Origin of the sequence: Microvirga vignae (assembly GCF_001017175.1) — a bacterium.
Taxonomy (GTDB): Bacteria; Pseudomonadota; Alphaproteobacteria; order Rhizobiales; family Beijerinckiaceae; genus Microvirga; species Microvirga vignae.
The window spans coordinates 54,789-71,450 of the sequence record NZ_LCYG01000060.1 but is presented as its reverse complement, the minus strand read 5'-3'; the positions used below and the strand labels follow the sequence as shown (position 1 = coordinate 71,450).

At 62.4% G+C, this 16,662-nt stretch carries 18 protein-coding genes; 14 read left to right on the top strand and 4 right to left on the bottom strand.

Annotated features, from left to right (window positions below):
* Nucleotides 1–171: 171 nt before the first annotated feature.
* The 4 genes from AA309_RS21960 to AA309_RS21945 form a co-directional block, all read right to left on the bottom strand.
* On the bottom strand, nucleotides 172–399 hold the full coding sequence (locus tag AA309_RS21960; RefSeq protein ID WP_047191162.1) for a hypothetical protein: 228 nt from the start codon (nucleotides 397–399) through the stop codon (nucleotides 172–174).
* Nucleotides 400–764: 365 nt separating this feature from the next.
* Nucleotides 765–2,624, bottom strand: a complete 1,860-nt coding sequence (locus AA309_RS21955; protein WP_047191161.1) for a DEAD/DEAH box helicase — start codon at nucleotides 2,622–2,624, stop codon at nucleotides 765–767.
* A 52-nt stretch (nucleotides 2,625–2,676) separates the two neighbouring features.
* The gene (locus AA309_RS21950; protein WP_052954922.1) at nucleotides 2,677–3,015 is read right to left on the bottom strand and encodes a hypothetical protein; all 339 of its coding nucleotides are present in this window, start codon (nucleotides 3,013–3,015) and stop codon (nucleotides 2,677–2,679) included.
* A gap of 64 nt (nucleotides 3,016–3,079) precedes the next feature.
* A complete protein-coding gene (locus AA309_RS21945; protein ID WP_047191160.1) occupies nucleotides 3,080–3,859 on the bottom strand; it encodes an IclR family transcriptional regulator in 780 nt (259 codons plus the stop codon).
* Nucleotides 3,860–4,033: 174 nt separating this feature from the next.
* On the opposite strand from AA309_RS21945, the gene AA309_RS21940 reads away from it, so the two are divergent.
* From AA309_RS21940 to pobA, 14 genes are all read left to right on the top strand, one after another.
* Entirely contained in the window at nucleotides 4,034–5,215 is a 1,182-nt protein-coding gene (locus tag AA309_RS21940) for an ABC transporter substrate-binding protein (RefSeq protein ID WP_047191159.1), read from the top strand.
* A gap of 94 nt (nucleotides 5,216–5,309) precedes the next feature.
* Entirely contained in the window at nucleotides 5,310–6,173 is an 864-nt protein-coding gene (locus AA309_RS21935) for a branched-chain amino acid ABC transporter permease (RefSeq protein ID WP_047191158.1), read from the top strand.
* 1 nt (nucleotide 6,174) lies between these two features.
* The gene (locus AA309_RS21930; RefSeq protein WP_047191157.1) at nucleotides 6,175–7,176 is read left to right on the top strand and encodes a branched-chain amino acid ABC transporter permease; all 1,002 of its coding nucleotides are present in this window, start codon (nucleotides 6,175–6,177) and stop codon (nucleotides 7,174–7,176) included.
* On the top strand, nucleotides 7,173–7,937 hold the full coding sequence (locus AA309_RS21925) for an ABC transporter ATP-binding protein (protein WP_047191156.1): 765 nt from the start codon (nucleotides 7,173–7,175) through the stop codon (nucleotides 7,935–7,937). The genes AA309_RS21930 and AA309_RS21925 overlap by 4 nt, the downstream gene beginning before the upstream one ends.
* Complete coding sequence (locus AA309_RS21920) at nucleotides 7,918–8,634, top strand: ABC transporter ATP-binding protein (protein WP_047191155.1); 717 nt, start codon at nucleotides 7,918–7,920, stop codon at nucleotides 8,632–8,634. Before AA309_RS21925 ends, AA309_RS21920 begins: the two co-directional genes overlap by 20 nt.
* A gap of 8 nt (nucleotides 8,635–8,642) precedes the next feature.
* The gene (gene pcaD, locus AA309_RS21915; RefSeq protein ID WP_047191154.1) at nucleotides 8,643–9,437 is read left to right on the top strand and encodes a 3-oxoadipate enol-lactonase; all 795 of its coding nucleotides are present in this window, start codon (nucleotides 8,643–8,645) and stop codon (nucleotides 9,435–9,437) included.
* Between the two features lie 31 nt (nucleotides 9,438–9,468).
* The gene (gene pcaC / locus AA309_RS21910) at nucleotides 9,469–9,822 is read left to right on the top strand and encodes a 4-carboxymuconolactone decarboxylase (protein WP_244470446.1); all 354 of its coding nucleotides are present in this window, start codon (nucleotides 9,469–9,471) and stop codon (nucleotides 9,820–9,822) included.
* A gap of 36 nt (nucleotides 9,823–9,858) precedes the next feature.
* On the top strand, nucleotides 9,859–10,584 hold the full coding sequence (gene pcaH / locus AA309_RS21905) for a protocatechuate 3,4-dioxygenase subunit beta (protein WP_047191152.1): 726 nt from the start codon (nucleotides 9,859–9,861) through the stop codon (nucleotides 10,582–10,584).
* Nucleotides 10,584–11,210, top strand: a complete 627-nt coding sequence (gene pcaG, locus AA309_RS21900) for a protocatechuate 3,4-dioxygenase subunit alpha (RefSeq protein ID WP_047191151.1) — start codon at nucleotides 10,584–10,586, stop codon at nucleotides 11,208–11,210. The genes pcaH and pcaG overlap by 1 nt, the downstream gene beginning before the upstream one ends.
* Before the next feature lie 11 nt (nucleotides 11,211–11,221).
* Nucleotides 11,222–12,067, top strand: coding sequence for a CoA transferase subunit A (locus tag AA309_RS21895; protein WP_047191150.1), 846 nt, complete (start codon nucleotides 11,222–11,224; stop codon nucleotides 12,065–12,067).
* A 2-nt stretch (nucleotides 12,068–12,069) separates the two neighbouring features.
* The gene (locus AA309_RS21890; RefSeq protein ID WP_047191149.1) at nucleotides 12,070–12,858 is read left to right on the top strand and encodes a CoA-transferase subunit beta; all 789 of its coding nucleotides are present in this window, start codon (nucleotides 12,070–12,072) and stop codon (nucleotides 12,856–12,858) included.
* A 2-nt stretch (nucleotides 12,859–12,860) separates the two neighbouring features.
* Nucleotides 12,861–14,066, top strand: coding sequence for a 3-oxoadipyl-CoA thiolase (gene pcaF / locus AA309_RS21885; RefSeq protein ID WP_047191148.1), 1,206 nt, complete (start codon nucleotides 12,861–12,863; stop codon nucleotides 14,064–14,066).
* 17 nt (nucleotides 14,067–14,083) lie between these two features.
* Nucleotides 14,084–15,148, top strand: a complete 1,065-nt coding sequence (locus AA309_RS21880; RefSeq protein WP_047191147.1) for a 3-carboxy-cis,cis-muconate cycloisomerase — start codon at nucleotides 14,084–14,086, stop codon at nucleotides 15,146–15,148.
* A 298-nt stretch (nucleotides 15,149–15,446) separates the two neighbouring features.
* Nucleotides 15,447–16,616 carry a 4-hydroxybenzoate 3-monooxygenase gene (pobA, locus tag AA309_RS21875; RefSeq protein ID WP_047191202.1) on the top strand — a complete coding sequence of 390 codons (1,170 nt, stop codon included), beginning with the start codon at nucleotides 15,447–15,449 and terminating at the stop codon, nucleotides 16,614–16,616.
* Nucleotides 16,617–16,662: the final 46 nt, after the last annotated feature.

Here is a 16,662-nt window from a genome sequence, read left to right as displayed (position 1 = left end):
ATCCTTCAGGTTACCTATCAGATAACGCCTTACAGAAGCTCTTGTTGCGATGCAAAAAAGATATTTTGCGCTGCAGCAAAATATTCCAATCTGCATAGGATTGTTGCCGCAAAGCCATGACGGAACGTCAACTGGCGTCCCGCGGTGGAGCTTGGAGAAGAGGCTGGTGCTTCAGTTGACGGCGTAAGAGGGAGTGTCGCCCATCAGCGCAGCCTTGGCGGCCAGGAGCAGCGCCTCGCCAAGCTCGCGCGCATGCTCGGGCGTCATCGCCACCGGCAGCTGCCGGCGCACGCCGCGCTCGTACTCCTCCGGCGAGGTGGCCATCTCGATCACCATCATCGCGTCGCGGCCATCGAGCGTGCCCACCGAGAAGCTGGTGAGCGCGCCGATCAGGTCCATGTCAGGTTTCATTGTGTTTGCCCCTACGGTGTTGTTGGGAAGACCCTACTGAAATCCTCAGGCCTTGTCTGCTCTCCGCCTGGAGAGTGGATTGTGTTACATCGCTGAAACGAAAGGAAAATTGCTCCCCGAGATCCGGATTATCGGACAGCTTGGCCATATTTGGCGAGGATCAAGGCTGCTTGTGCTGGAAGCAGGCAGAAGAGGAGCCGGGTAGAAGGACCCTGGCCTGCCGTCGATGCCCGTGCCGCTGGCGGGGCCGCGATTAAGGACCTTAAACAACCTGCCGCGAACGAGTCCTGAATGCGTCAGCATCGACGAAACGTCAGGCCGGAGTGCTTATGCTCTCCGGCCCGTTTGCGTTCCTAGCGGCGCTTACCGGAAGCGCGCTTCTTCTCGTTGGGGTGCTTGTGGTCCTTTGTGCCTTTTCGCTCCTTCGCGCCGTTATGCTCGCGAGGCGGTTTGGATTCATGCGCACGCTTGCCTTCTCGCGGTCCCTTACGCTCGGAAAATTCGCTTCTCTCCTTCGGACCCTTGTGCTTGGGCGCATCCCAGGATTTTCCATGCGGCGCATCGGCGGGCTCGATCCGGATGTCCTCGTCATTGGCCTTGCGCACAGCGGCGGCGAATTTCGGCGCGTGGGACTTGGCGATCTGGAATTTCGACTCCCTGTCGAAGATCTTGATCGAGCCGATCTCCTTCTTCGTCACATGGCCGAGACGGCAGATGATGGGCAGAAGCCAACGGGGGTCGGCATTGTTGCGGCGCCCCACGCTCATGCGGAACCACACCATGTCTTCCGACGCGCCGTAAGCGCCATCTTCTGAAGCGCCGCGACCCCATTCCCTTCCACCGCGTCCGCGCTCTTCCTGGCGTTCGCGCTTGTCCTTGCGCTGACGCGGTCCACGATCTTCGCCGGGATCGAAAACCTCTTCAGGTGCGGGCAGGCGTGAACGATGGAAGCGCGCCAGGGCATTGGCGATCTCCTCGGCCGATTTCTGCGCGAGCAAGACGCGAGCCATGGCAAGATCTTCTTCCGTCGTCTCTTCGGAGAAGATGGGATCCTGCATCAGGCGCTCGCGGTCGAGCGTGCGGATGTCGTCAGCTGAAGGAGGGCCGGCCCAAGCCACGTCGATGCCGGCCATGTCGATGAGGCGCTCGGCCTTGCGGCGGCGCGTATAGGGCACGAGCATCACGCACACGCCCTTGCGACCGGCGCGGCCTGTACGGCCGCTGCGGTGCAGGAGCGTTTCGTGATCGTTCGGCAAGTCTACGTGAATGACCAGTCCGAGGTCGGGCAGGTCGATACCGCGAGCGGCAACGTCGGTGGCAACGCACACGCGGGCGCGTCCATCGCGCAGGGCCTGAAGAGCATGGCTGCGTTCACTCTGGCTGAGTTCACCCGAGAGAGCAACCGCTGCGAAGCCGCGCTCTACGAGGCTCGCATGCAGGTGGCGCACTGCCTCACGGGTATGGCAGAACACCATCGCTCCGCGGCTTTCATAGAAGCGCAGCATGTTCACGGTGGCGAGCTCCGTCTCGTTCGGCGCGCAGCGGATGGCGCGATACTCGATGTCACCGTGCGGCTCATTCTCGACCAGTGTGTCAATGCGGTGCGCATCGCGTTGATAGCGGCGCGCCAGCGTCACGATGTTCTTCGGCAAGGTGGCGGAGAAGAGCAGCGTGCGGCGCTCCTCGGGCGTGGCGTCGAGGATGAACTCGAGATCCTCGCGGAAGCCGAGATCGAGCATCTCGTCCGCTTCGTCGAGCACCACGACTTTCATCTTCGATGTATCGAGGCGTCCGCGCTCCAGGTGATCGCGCAGGCGGCCCGGCGTACCGACAACGATGTGGCAGCCATCTTCCAGAGCCCGCTGTTCGCGGCGCACATCCATGCCGCCGACGCACGACGCAACACGTGCGCCGGCCGGGCCATAGAGCCAGATCAGTTCGCGATGGACCTGAAGGGCCAGCTCACGGGTCGGCGCAATGATGAGCGCCAGCGGCTCGCGCGGCGCACCGAAGCGCTCCGCATCGCCAAGCAGGGTGGAAGCCATGGCCAAGCCATAGGCTACCGTCTTGCCGGAGCCGGTCTGGGCGGACACGAGAAGATCGCGGTCGAGGGCATCCTGCTCAAGAACGGCGGCCTGGACAGGGGTAGGGTCGTTATAACCACGGTCGCCAAGGGCACGTTCGAGGCTGGGATTGGTCTTGGGAAAAGGCATGGGAATGGGGCTGAACCGGTTCGAGGGAGCTCAAAGGCTCCGATAAATGTGATCAGCCAGAGGTGGCGCCGTCGTCTATTTCGTCGATGGACACCAGGAAAACGACATCGATGTTGATGCCGTCAGAGTCTTCGTCGTCTTCGACCTCGTCCTCATCCTCTTCGTCCAGAACCTCATAAAACGCATCGATTTCGTCCTCGGATGCGGGTCTGGTTGTCAAGGCAGCTGAGCCGTCCCAAAGGAAGCGGCCCTCGCTCTTAAACGACTTCAAGTCATCTTTAAAGCTCTCGCTCAAAAAGAGTTCCTGGGCCTGCTCCTGATCGGCATTGGTCACGGCAACCGCCTTGCCGGCAATCTCCAGGGTAACCATGGCATGTCCTTCGTCGCGCAAGCTTGGTCTCCTTGCCTAACGCGCATCTGGGCATTTCGATCAATTCGGCTTCGCTTCAAGAGCCCTACAGCGTATAGTGCAGGGCCTCGCTGGCGGATCGCAGGGATGGCAGGAAGCGCTCCTCCATCTCGGAGGCCGGCACGCGCGCGGCCTGTGCGCTGATGTTGAGGGCGATGGTGACTTGGCCGTTCTTCTGGACCAGCGGCACGGCGATGGAGCGAAGGCCGAATTCCAGTTCCTCATCGACGAAGGCATAGCCTTGCTGTCGTGTCGCCTCCAGGATATCGCGGAATTCATCCTTATCCGTGATGGTTTTCGGGGTTCGAGGCTCCAGACGCACCCGCTTGAGATAGGCCTCGATGATCTCAGGGGGCTGACTGGCCAGGATCGCCCGTCCCAGCGACGTGCAATAGGCGGGCAGGCGGCTGCCCACGCCTAAGCCGATGGACATGATGCGGCGTGTCGCCGAGCGGGCGATGTAGACGATATCATCGCCATCCAGAACGGCCGCGGAGCTCGACTCGCCAGTCTCCTCCGAGATCCGCTCTAGGAAGGGCTGCAGACGTGTGGCAAGCGCCGTGGAGGAGAGATAGGCATAGCCAAGCCTGAGGATGCGCGGGCTCAAGGAGAAATAGCGCCCATCGAAATCCGCATAGTTGAGCCGGGTGAGGGTGCGAAGATATCGGCGGGCAGCCGCGCGGGTGATGCCCGTGATCTTGGCCACATCGGACAGAGTCAGGCGGGGCCTGCTGGCATCGAAGGCTTCGATGACCAGAAGGCCTTTCTCAAGACTCGCGACAAAGTCGCGGTCCTCGCCGCCCTGGCTGTCGATCTCCTGAGCCATGCTGCTCTCCAAAGAGGGTGTTCGACTCATGTGGACTTGACACCGTGCCCCTGAATCGTCCTTGATGTTCGATATGGTAATCAATGTTCGCGATGCGCACAAGTTGATAGCGCCATAGCCAAGGGACCGCGATCCACCCAAAGAGATCCGCGGCTCAGAGGGAAGGAAACGAGGATGACAGCAGGCAAGAAAATTCTGGGTGCGGCTATCGGCGCATTGCTGATGAGCTCCGTCTCCGCATACGCCGAGACCATCAAGGTCGGCATCATCGGCCCGTTCTCGGGTCCGTTCGCGCTGCAGGGCAAGAACTTCCAGGCGGGTGTCGAAGCCTACATGGCGCTGAACGGAAAATCTGTGAAGGGCCATGATGTCGAAGTCATCTATCGCGACCTTCCGGCCGCAAACCCTGCGCAATCCCGCGCCCTGGCGCAGGAACTGGTGGTGAAGGAGAAGGTGCAGTATCTCGGCGGCGTCTACTTCACGCCTGACGCCATGGCGATCACGCCCTTGCTCGCACAGGCCAACACGCCGCTCGTCATCTTCAATGCGGCGACCTCTGCCATCATGAATACCTCGCCGCTCGTGGTCCGCACGTCGTTCACGACCGCGCAGACGACGACTCCTCTCGGCAAGGTGGCTGTCGATGAAGGGGTCAGGAAGGTCATTACCGTGGTCAGCGATTACGGCCCGGGCATCGATGCGGAGAATGCCTTCAAGAAGGCTTTCGAGGCAGCCGGCGGCCAAGTGGTCGAAGCTATCCGCATGCCGATGAACACCGCCGATTTCAGCCCGATCATGCAGCGCGTGCGCGATTCTGGAGCTGCCGGTGTGTTCGCCTTCCTGCCATCCGGTCCGCCCACCCTGGGCTTCGTGAAGGCGTTCAACGAGACGGGCTTGAAGAAGGCGGGCATCAAATTCTACGCGCCGGGTGACCTCACCCAGGAATCCGACCTGCCGGCGCTCGGCGAAGCGGCCGAGGGCCTGAAGACCAGCTTCCATTATGCGGTGGCCCATGACAGCCCGGAGAACAAGAAGTTCGTCGAGGCGGCCACCAAGGCCATCGGCTCGGCGGACCAGCTCTCCTTCCCGTCGGTCGGTGCTTATGACGGCATGCATGTCATCTACAAGATGATCGAAGCCACCGATGGCAAGCAGGATGCCAAGAAGGCGGTCGATGCCGTGAAGGGCCTGTCCTGGACCAGCCCGCGCGGACCGGTGCGCATCGAGCCCGAGACGCGCCACATCACGCAGAACATCTATCTGCGCGAGGTCGCGAAGGGCTCCGACGGAAAATACTTCAACAAGGAAATCCAGACCTTCCCCGACCAGAAGGATCCCGGTCTCGCCACGCAGTAAGGCGGTGAAAGTTTGAGATGGATGCAGTCGCCAGCCGATTGCGTCCATCGCCTCCCTCTTCAAGCCATCGCGGCGAGCGAGCGGAACACGATAGATGCAGACTGTCTTAAGCATTGCGACCGACGCCTTGGCCTTCGGCATGGTGTTGTTCATCATCTGCATCGGCCTGTCGCTCACGATGGGCCTGATGCGGGTCGTCAATCTCGCCCATGGCGCGTTCGCGATGATCGCGGGCTATATCGCATCCTACGCCGCACGGGATCTCGGACTTGGCTATGCGGTTGCGATCTTTCTCGCTATCGTCGGCACCATCATCATCTCCATTCCGCTGGAGCGTTTTCTCTATCGGCGGATCTATGGCAGCCCTGAATTGACCCAGGTGCTGATGACGATCGGCATCACCTTCTGTGTGATCGGCATCACCAATTATTTCTTCGGCCCGACCCTGAAGACCATTCCTCTGCCTCAGGCCCTGAGCCAGCCGGTGGACATAGGCTTTCGCACCATTGCCGCGCATCGCCTCTTCGTGATCGCCTGCGGCGCGGTCGTCGCCGGCGGCCTGTGGTATCTCATCGAGCGCACGAGCTTCGGCATCAAGCTGCGGGCGACGGTGGATAATGCCGCCATGAGCGACGCTCTCGGCGTCCGCACGCAAGTCGTTTACGCCGTCAGCTTTGCCATCGCCATCGGCCTTGCCGCGCTCGGTGGCGTGGTCGGCGCGGAGTTCCTGCCGATCGAGCCTTATTACGCCCTGCGCTACATGGTGATGTTCCTCGTCGTCGTCTCGGTCGGCGGGGCGGGCTCCATCCTTGGGGCCGTCATTGCGTGCCTCGTGCTGGGACTGGTCGATACGACAGGGCGTTATCTCATGCCTGAATTCGGCAATTTCTTCTTCTATGCCGCGGTGATCCTCATCGTCTGCCTGTTCCCGCGCGGCTTCCTGGGAAGGGCTCAGTAACATGCAGCTCACGGCTCAGGCTGGAACGGTATCGGCAGCTCCCAGAGCGAAGAGCCTGTGGTGGCGCGACGTGATCGGGATCGTGTCGATCATCGCTCTCGGGGCGGCAGGCTATTGGCTGTTTCCCGACAATCTCGCACTTCTCACCCGGATCATCGCGGTTGCGCTTCTGGTGCTGTCGATCGATCTGATCGTCGGCTATTGCGGCGTGGCCACCCTAGGACAGGCGGCATTGTTCGGCGCTGGCGCTTATGCGGCAGGCATTGCCTGCGTGAACGGTGTCACGGAACCGATGACGCTGCTTGCCATCGGCGCGGCAGCAGGCGCGGCGGCCGGGCTCGTCATGGGTACGATCATGCTCCGAGCCCACGGGCTCGCGCAGCTCGTCCTCTCCATCGCCATCGTGCAGCTCTTCCATGAAGCCGCGAACAAAGCCTCTGCAATTACGGGCGGCAGCGATGGATTGGCGGGGCTGATGGTGAGTCCGCTCTTCGGAATCTTCGAATTCGATCTGTGGGGCAAGACGGCCTATATCATGGGCCTTGCCCTTCTGCTCATTGTCTTCGTCGCGTTGAAGTTCATCGTGGCGTCGCCCTTCGGCATGCTGTGCCGCGGCATCAAGCAGGATCCGGTGCGGATCCGCGCCATGGGAGCTTTCGTGTTCCCGGTGCTCCTGAAGATGTTCGCGATCTCAGGGGCGGTGGCCGGCATGGGCGGGGCTCTTGCCGCCATCTCAACGCAGGTTGTCGGCCTCGACAGCGTCAGCTTCGAGCTCTCGGCCAATGCGCTCGTCATGCTGGTTCTCGGTGGCCTTGGCACACTCTATGGCGCGCTGATCGGCACCGTGATCTTCATGGGTTTCGAGCATGTGGTCTCCGCCATCAACCCGTTCCACTGGATGACGATGGTGGGTGCGCTGCTGATCGCCGTCGTGCTGGCTGCTCCCGGAGGCTTGAGCAGTCTGGTCGAAAAGGTCTCCGGATCGAGGGGAGGGAAGGCATGAGCGATCTCTTCCGCGTCGAGGACCTGTCGAAATCCTTCGGCGGCCTGGCAGTGAGCCGTAACATCTCCCTCTCGATGCTGGCGGGCGAGCGCCTGGCTCTCATCGGCCCGAACGGTGCCGGCAAGACCACTTTCGTCAACCTGGTCACAGGCCAGCTCATGCCCAGCGCCGGACGCGTCATCCTCAACGGGGAGGACGTGACGCAAATCGGAGCCGTGCAGCGTGTGCGAAAGGGGCTGGTGCGGACCTTTCAGGTCACGCGGCTCTTCTCGGAACTGACGCCCGAGGAGCATGTCACTCTCACCGTGCTGCAACGGGAGGGAAAGGCCTCGCGGATCCTGAGCCGCTTCCGCGGCAATTCCACTGTCGCGGACGAGGTGCATGATATTCTGGGCACCCTCGGCTTGCTCGAGGTCGGGCGCCGGAAAGTGGGCGAAATCGCCTATGGCCAGCAGCGCCTTCTGGAAATCGCCATTGCGCTCGCCCTCAGGCCGAAAGTGCTCCTGCTCGACGAGCCTGCGGCCGGCGTTCCCTCCATCGACACGCCGCGCATCGAGCAGGCGCTGGAGCGCCTTCCGCCGAGCCTCGCCGTGCTCATGATCGAGCACGACATGGATCTGGTGTTCCGCTTCGCCAAGCGCGTGGTGGTGCTGGCGGCTGGCGAGATCATTTTCGAAGGGTTGCCGTCGGAGGTCGCTGCCGATCCGAAGGTGCGCGAAGCTTACCTAGGGAATTATGCCAATGCCCGCAGCGTCGCTTGACGTCAAAAACCTGAGCGCGGGCTATGGCCCGACAATCGTGCTGGAGGACGTGTCTTTCTCCGTGCCGCCCGGTGCGCGCCTGTCGATCCTCGGCCGCAATGGCATGGGCAAAACGACCTTGCTCTCGACGCTCATGGGCATGAACCGCCGCTATGGCGGGGAGATCCTGGTCGGTGGCAAGGATCTGTCGTTCTTGAAAAGCTCTGAACGCGCCAGACAGGGTATCGGTCTCGTGCCGCAAACGCGCGACATCTTCCGCTCGCTGACCGTGGAGGAGAACCTGATCGTCGGCATCAAGGATCGCCCGCGCAGCGTCATCCAGGAGGCCTACGACATGTTCCCGCGTCTCTTCGAGCGCCGGAACAATCTCGGCTGGCAATTGTCCGGCGGCGAGCAGCAGATGCTCTCCACGGCCCGCACGATCCTGGGGCGTCCCTCCGTGCTGCTCCTCGACGAACCGCTCGAAGGTTTGGCGCCGGTGATCTGCGAGGAGCTGATGGCAGCCTTCACGCGCCTGGCCTCCAGCGGCGAGATGACGATCCTGCTCGTGGAGCAGCGCCTCGAGAGCGCGCTCGATTTCGCCGAGTCCGTGCTGATCCTGGAGCGCGGCCGCATCGTCTGGCAAGGCACGAGCGAGGCTCTGCGGGCCGATCATGGCTTGGTCGAACATTACATCGGCGTCGGCTCGCTGCATTGAGGTGGGGCATGGCATTCATTCGCGCAAACGGCATCGTTCTTCACCATCAGGTCATCGGACGGACTGACGGGCCAGCGCTCGTTTTCAACAACTCGCTCGGCAGCGATTTTCGCATCTGGCAGGAAGTCGCGCCTGCTTTCACGGATCGTTTCCGCGTCGTTCTTTATGACAAGCGCGGACACGGCCTCTCGGAAGCGCCGCCTGCTCCCTATACGATGGATGATCACACGGACGATCTCTTCGCGCTACTCGATCACCTCGGGATCGATGGCGCAGCCCTGGTCGGCCTCTCCGTCGGCGGCATGATTGCGCAACGTGCGGCTGTACGAGCGCCTCAAAGGGTGAAGGCGTTGGTACTATGCTGCACGGCGGCGAAGATCGGCACGCCGGAGCTGTGGGCCGAGCGGATCTCCGCCGTCGAAAAGGGTGGCATCGAGCCCGTCGTCGAGAATGTTCTTCAACGCTGGTTCACGCCCGCTTTTCGTGAGACGCGCAGGGACGACGTCGCCGGCTGGCGCAACATGCTGGTTCGCATGCCCGCCCCCGGCTATGCCGGAACCTGCGCGGCCATCCGCGATGCCGATCTGACGCCCGATGCAGGCAGGATCGAGGCTCCAGCCCTCTGTGTCGCGGGCGATCAGGATGGCTCCACGCCAGCCGATGTGGTGCAGGGCACCGCAAGCCTCATTCCCGGCGCGCGCTTCGAGCTGGTCGACGGGTGTGGGCACATTCCCTGTATCGAGAAGCCGGAGGTTCTGACCCGGTTGATCCAACAGCATCTTCAGGAGGCAGGTCTTGTCTGACGATTCTCACAGTGAACGCTACAAGGCGGGCATGGCAGTCCGCCGCCAGGTTCTCGGCGATGCGCATGTAGACCGTGCCGGCGCTCAGATGACCGAGTTTGACGCGGATTTTCAAACCTTCATCACGGAAGGCGCCTGGGGCTCGGTGTGGGCGCGGCCCCATTTCACCAAGCGCGAGCGCTCCATCGTCACCATCGCGCTGCTGGCGGCGCTGGGGCAGGACGAGGAGGTCGCCATGCATGTGCGCGCCACGCGCAACACCGGCGCGACCAAGGATGATATTCGCGAAGCTCTCTTGCATGTGGCGGTCTATGCAGGCGTTCCTGCCGCCAATCACGCCTTCAAGATCGTCAAGAGAGCTTATGAGGAAATGGAAAAGGCCTAAAGCACAACAATAACGGCTTCTGCAGGGAGAGCAGGCATGTCGGACGACGGATCATTCTACCAACGGGACAGGAGCTGGCACCCGCCGGCTTTCACGCCTCAATATAAGACCTCCATCCTACGCTCCCCACAATATCCGCTGCTCTCGCTCGACAACACGATCTCGGAGATGACGGGACCGGTGTTCGGTCACCATAAACCCGGCCCGCTCGATAACGATCTGATCCGCAACTATGCCAAGACCGGAGACCCGATCGGCCAGCGCATCATCGTCTATGGCCGCGTATTGGACGAAAACGCCCGTCCCGTGCCCGGCGCTCTGGTGGAGTTCTGGCAAGCCAATGCAGGCGGGCGCTATCGCCACAAGAAAGAAACCTATCTTGCGCCCCTCGATCCCAATTTCGGCGGCTGCGGACGCGCGATCACGGACGAGGAAGGGCGCTATTGGTTTCGCACCATCAAGCCCGGCGCCTATCCGTGGCCGAACGGCGTCAACGATTGGCGGCCAGCCCACATCCATTTTTCGATCTTCGGCCACGCCTTCGCGCAGCGTCTCATCACGCAGATGTATTTCGAGGGCGATCCGATGATCTGGCAATGCCCCATCGTCTCGACGATTCCGGACAGGCGGGCCGTCGAACAGCTGATCGCGGCGCTCGACCGCGAGAGCACGCTGCCCATGGATGCTCTGGCCTATAAGTTCGACATCGTCCTGCGCGGCCGTCGCTCGACCATGTTCGAAAACCGCATGGAGGGGAACTGATGGTTCAGAAACTCGACAGGTTGAAGGAGTCTCCCTCTCAGACGGCGGGGCCTTACGTCCATATCGGCGCCACGCCGAACTGGGTCGAAATCACCGGCGTGTGGAACGAGGATCTCGGTCTCGTTCTCGTGGAACCTGAGACGAAAGGAGAGCGCATTGTCGTCAAGGGTCGTGTCTTCGACGGCAGCGGGACACCGCTGAAGGATGCGCTCATCGAGATCTGGCAGGCGGATGCGGAAGGGCTCTATAACAGCCCGCAGGAAAAGCGCGGCAAGGCCGACCCGCATTTCACCGGATGGGGGCGCCAGCCGACGGACGGCACGACGGGCGAATACAAGTTCGAGACGATCAAGCCGGGCCGCGTGCCCTACAAGGACGGTCGTCTCATGGCGCCGCACATCACATTCTGGATCGTCGCGCGCGGCATCAATATCGGCCTCCATACCCGCATGTATTTCGGTGATGAGGAGAAGGCCAATGCGGAATGTCCCGTGCTGGCGCGCATCGAACATAAGGTGAGGGTGCCGACTCTCATTGCCTCGCGCAGCGAGGAGAACGATGTGCCTGCCTATACCTTCGACATCCATTTGCAGGGTGAGAAGGAAACCGTGTTTTTCGATATCTGATTGTGAGCAGCATGGCCAAGTTTCAAAGCCTTCATGACGCTGTCAGGGACAACCTCAAGGACGGGGATATCGTCGCTTTCGAGGGGTTCACGCATCTCATTCCTCATGCGGCCGCCCATGAGGCGATCCGCCAGGGGCGCAAGGATCTCACGCTGATTCGCATGACGCCGGACATCATCTATGACCAGATGATCGGCATGGGCCTCGTGAAGAAGGTTGTCTTCTCCTATGCCGGAAACCCGGGCGTCGGTCTGCTGCGCCGCATGCGCGACGCCATCGAGAACGGCTGGCCGCGTTCCATCGAGACGGTGGAACACAGTCACGCAGCCATGGCGAATGCCTATGAAGCGGGAGCCGCCGGGCTGCCTTGCGCGATTTTCCGCGGTTACCGCGGCGCAGGCCTCAAAGACGTGAACCCTGAGATCCGTACCATCGCTTGTCCGTTTACCGGCGAAGAGCTCGCCGCAGTGCCCGCGCATCGTCCCGATGTCGCTTTCATCCATGCGCAGAAGGCGAGCAGGCGCGGCGATGTGCTGGTCGAGGGCATCATCGGCGTGCAGAAGGAGGTAGTGCTGGCCTCCAAGCGCGCCGTGGTGACAGTGGAGGAGATCGTGGACGACTTCGACGATCTGCATCCGAATCTCTGCGTGCTGCCTCATTGGACGATCACATCCGTCGTGCATGTGCCGGGAGGAGCGCACCCGTCCTATACCCATGGTTACTACGAACGTGACAATGCGGCCTATCTCGAATGGGACAAGGTGTCCGCCGATCGCGATCTCTTCACGACATGGATGAGGAAGAATGTTCTCGAGGCAGGCCCCGAAGCCTTTGCCGAGCGCGTGAAAGGGCTGTGAGCATGACGACGATCTCCGATTTCATGCCGAATGAGATGATGACGATTGCGGCGGCACGCGCTCTGTCCAACGACGATGTGTGCTTCGTCGGCATTGGCGCTCCGTCGGCGGCCTGCAACGTGGCCCGTCTCACCCATGCGCCTGACATCACTCTGATCTATGAAAGCGGCACCATCGGCACCGCGCCGAATGTGCTGCCGTTGTCCATTGGTGACGGCGAGCTGTGCGAGACGGCGCTCACCACCGTCTCGGTGCCCGAAATGTTCCGCTACTGGCTGCAGGGTGGGCGCATCTCCATCGGCTTCCTCGGTGCTGCCCAACTCGACCGCTTCGGCAATATCAACACCACCGTGATCGGTGACTATCACAAGCCCAAGGTACGCCTGCCGGGCGGCGGCGGCGCGCCGGAGATCGCGAGCTCCTGCAGGCAAGTGTTCATCACCATGAAGCAGGCCACGCGCGGCATGGTGGAGACAATCGATTTCTACACCTCCTTCGGCCACGGCGAGGGCGGCGACCATCGCCAGCGTCTCGGCATCACCACCAAGGGGCCGACGCTCCTGATCACCGATCTCGCGCTCTGGAAGCCCGATCCGGAGACCAAGGAATTCACCGTGGTGTCGATGCATCCAGGCGTGACACGGGAACAGGTGCAGGAAACCTGCGGCTGGAAGGTGCGCTTTTCCGAGCGGCTCGAAGAGACGCCGCCGCCCACTGAGCTCGAGCTCACCACCTTGCGCGAGCTCCAGGCACGAACCGAACGAGCCCATGGCGGCAAGAAGGGAAGCTAGTCATGCGTGAAGCATATATCTGCGCTTATGTGCGCACCCCCATCGGCCGCTACGGCGGTGCTCTGTCGAGCGTCCGTGCCGACGATCTCGCCGCCGTGCCGCTCAAGAACCTGATGGAGCGTTACGCGAAGATCGACTTCGAGGCCGTCGATGACGTGATCTTTGGCTGCGCCAACCAAGCGGGCGAGGACAACCGCAATGTCGCCCGCATGGCGCTGCTGCTGGCAGGCCTGCCCGGTTCCGTTCCCGGAACCACGATCAACCGTCTCTGTGGATCAGGGATGGATGCGGTGATCACCGCCGCACGGGCCATCAAATCCGGCGAGGCGGATCTGATGATTGCGGGCGGGGTCGAATCCATGTCGCGCGCCCCCTTCGTCATGCCAAAGGCGGAGTCGGCTTTCTCCCGCGCCGCCGAGATCTACGACACCACTATCGGCTGGCGCTTCATCAACCCGCTGATGAAGCAACAATACGGTGTCGACTCGATGCCGGAGACCGGCGAGAACGTGGCCGAGGATTATCGCGTCTCGCGCGCGGATCAGGATTCCTTTGCCCTGCGGTCGCAGCAGAAGGCGGCCGCCGCGCAGGAGAAGGGACGCTTCGCGCAGGAGATCGCGCCGGTGACGATCCCGCGCCGCAAGGGCGACCCGGTGGTGGTGGACAAGGACGAGCATCCGCGCGGCGATACCACCCTGGAACAGCTCGCCAAGCTGCCGACTCCGTTCCGCAAGGACGGCACGGTCACGGCTGGCAATGCCTCCGGCGTGAACGATGGCGCGGCGGCGCTCGTCATCGCGTCGGAGGAGGCCGTGCGGAAATATGGCCTTGAGCCGATTGCCCGGGTGGTCGGCGGAGCCGCAGCAGGCGTGCCGCCACGGATCATGGGCATCGGCCCGGTGCCGGCCACGCGCAAGCTGTGCGCCCGCCTTGGGCTGAAGCCCACGGACTTCGATGTGGTGGAACTGAACGAAGCCTTCGCCAGCCAAGGCATTGCGGTGCTGCGCGAGCTCGGGATTCCGGAGAATGCAGAGCACGTCAATCCGAATGGCGGTGCGATTGCGCTCGGCCATCCGCTCGGCATGTCGGGCGCTCGCATTGCCGGCACGGCAGCGCTGGAGCTGAAGCTCAGAGCTAAGAGGCATGCGCTCGCGACCATGTGCGTCGGCGTGGGGCAGGGCATCGCGATTGCCCTTGAGGTTGTCTGATCAACGAGGAGCCCGCCATGCAGGCGTTTTCCCATCCGTTTCTGCAAGCTCTCGTTGGCGATGAGGCCGTGGAGGCTATCTTTTCCAATGGGGCCGAACTCTCGGCGATGCTCGAAGTCGAGGCCGCACTCGCGAGGGCTCAGGCTCAAGTCGGATTGATCGATGAGGACGCCGCGCAGAGGATCACGCAAGTCTGCCATTCGTTCCGTCCTGACTGGCCGAAACTGGCGGAGGGACTTGCTCAGGATGGGGTTGTCGTTCCTGAACTCGTCAAGCAGCTCCGGGCGGCTGTCGGAGAGCCCCACGCCAAGGCCGTCCATTTTGGTGCGACCAGCCAGGATATCATCGACACGGCGCTCGTTGTTCGACTGAAAAGCATCACCGAGATTTTCGGAAACCGTATCACTGCACTGGTCTCGGCCCTCCGCAACTTGCGTGCGCGTGATGGTGCGGTGAAGCTGATGGCTCATACGCGCATGCAGCGGGCGCTGCCTTTCACCGCTGGGGACAAGATCGACACTTGGCTGCAACCGCTGGAACGACACGCCGAGAGTCTCGATAATCTCGCGCCGCGCCTTCTCGTGGTTCAGCTCGGCGGTCCCATCGGAACGCGCGGCGAGATGAAGGATCATGGCGATGCAGTTGCCGATGCCATGGCTGAGATTTTAGGTCTTGGCTATGGACCGTCCTGGCACTCGCAACGCGACCGGATCGGCGAGTTCGCGGCCTTTCTCTCGCTTCTGTCGGGAACCCTCGGCAAGACCGGGCAGGATGTGGCCTTGATGGCCCAGAACGAGGTCGGCGAAGTGCGCCTCGCCTCCGGCGGCGGGTCTTCCGCCATGCCGCACAAGTCCAATCCGGTGCAGGCCGAACTGCTCGTCACCTTGGCGCGCTACAATGCGGGCCTGCTCGGCACGCTGCATCAGGCGCTCGTGCATGAGAACGAGCGGTCGGGCGCCGCGTGGACCTTGGAATGGCTCGTGCTGCCTCAGATGGTGATGGCGACAGCCGCGGGCTTGAACAAGGCGCGGGCGCTCGCCAGCAGCATGAGCTTTTCGTCGTCAGCAAACGCTCAGCATTAGGCATCGCCGACGATGACTGTCACTCTGCCGCTTCCGCCGCAATCAGGACAAGGCCTCTGGTTCAACTGGCCGGAGCCGCTGCAGGTAGGACAGATGTTTTCACCCGTTTGCGGGGTGCCGGGTGCATCTTCATCGCCGGGATTTTTCCGCTCTCCTTCAGCCATCGTGCCATCTCCTTTGCAGGTGAACGCCGTAAGCCAAGCTGCGGTTCGCTTCCTGAGATGCACGGTCTGAGGGACGGGGGATGACCAAAAACGAACAAGAGGCGCTGCATACGGCGCCGCAGGAGGGAACGACAATGCGCACCAAGGTCGCGGTCATCGGCGCAGGCCCCGCAGGGCTCTTGCTCGGGCAACTCCTGCATAAAACGGGAATTGAGACGATCATCGTCGAGCGGCGCAGTCGGGACTACGTGCTCGGCCGTATCCGGGCCGGCGTGCTGGAGCAGGGCACCGTCGAGCTTCTGGAAAAGGCAGGCGTCAGCGACCGCATGCATGCCGAGGGCCTGGTGCATGACGGCGTGGAGTTCTGCTTCGATGGCGACAAGCACCGCTTCAACTTCCGCGAACTGATCGGGCGGACAGTCACGGTCTATGGCCAGACGGAAGTGACGCGCGATCTCATGCATGCGCGCGATGCGTCCGGGGCGGTCTCCATCTACGAGGCCGATGACGTCACGATCCACGACTTCGACACGGACAAGCCGAAAGTCCGTTTCGCCAAGGACGGCGTCTCGCAGGAAATCGCCTGTGAGTTCATTGCCGGATGCGACGGCTTTCACGGCGTGTGCCGCGCCAGCGTTCCGGCGGGGGCGCTGACGACGTATGAGCGCGTCTATCCCTTCGGCTGGCTCGGTGTGCTGGTCGATCGCCCGCCTGTGGCGGACGAACTGATCTATGCCCACCACGCGCGGGGCTTCGCCCTCTGCTCCATGCGCTCTCCCACCCGAAGCCGCTACTATGTCCAGGTGCCGTCCGGCGAGAAGGTCGAAGACTGGTCCGACGACCGGTTCTGGGATGAACTGCGTCGGCGTGTGGACGAGGAAACGGCGGAAAGGCTTGTCACCGGTCCCTCCATCGAGAGGTCCGTCGCGCCGTTGCGCAGCTTCGTGGTCGAGCCTCTCCGCTTCGGTCGACTGTTCCTGGCGGGCGATGCCGCTCATATCGTGCCGCCTACCGGAGCCAAGGGGCTGAACCTCGCCGCCAGCGACGTCGGAGCCCTGGCCGAGGCGCTGACCGAGTTCTATCAGGGGCGTTCCTCCGCCGGAATCGACGGCTATTCGGCCCGGGTGCTGGCCCGGGTCTGGAAGGCGGAGCGGTTTTCCTGGTGGATGACCTCGATTCTCCACACTTTCCCTGAGACCGATGCCTTCGGCCGCCGGATGCAGCGGACGGAGTTCGATTATCTCGTCTCGTCCGAGGCCGCGTCCAAATCCCTGGCCGAGAACTACACCGGGTTGCCCCTCTAACCCTACGGGATGTGAACAGCCCTTAAGACCAGTATGGACACGGAAC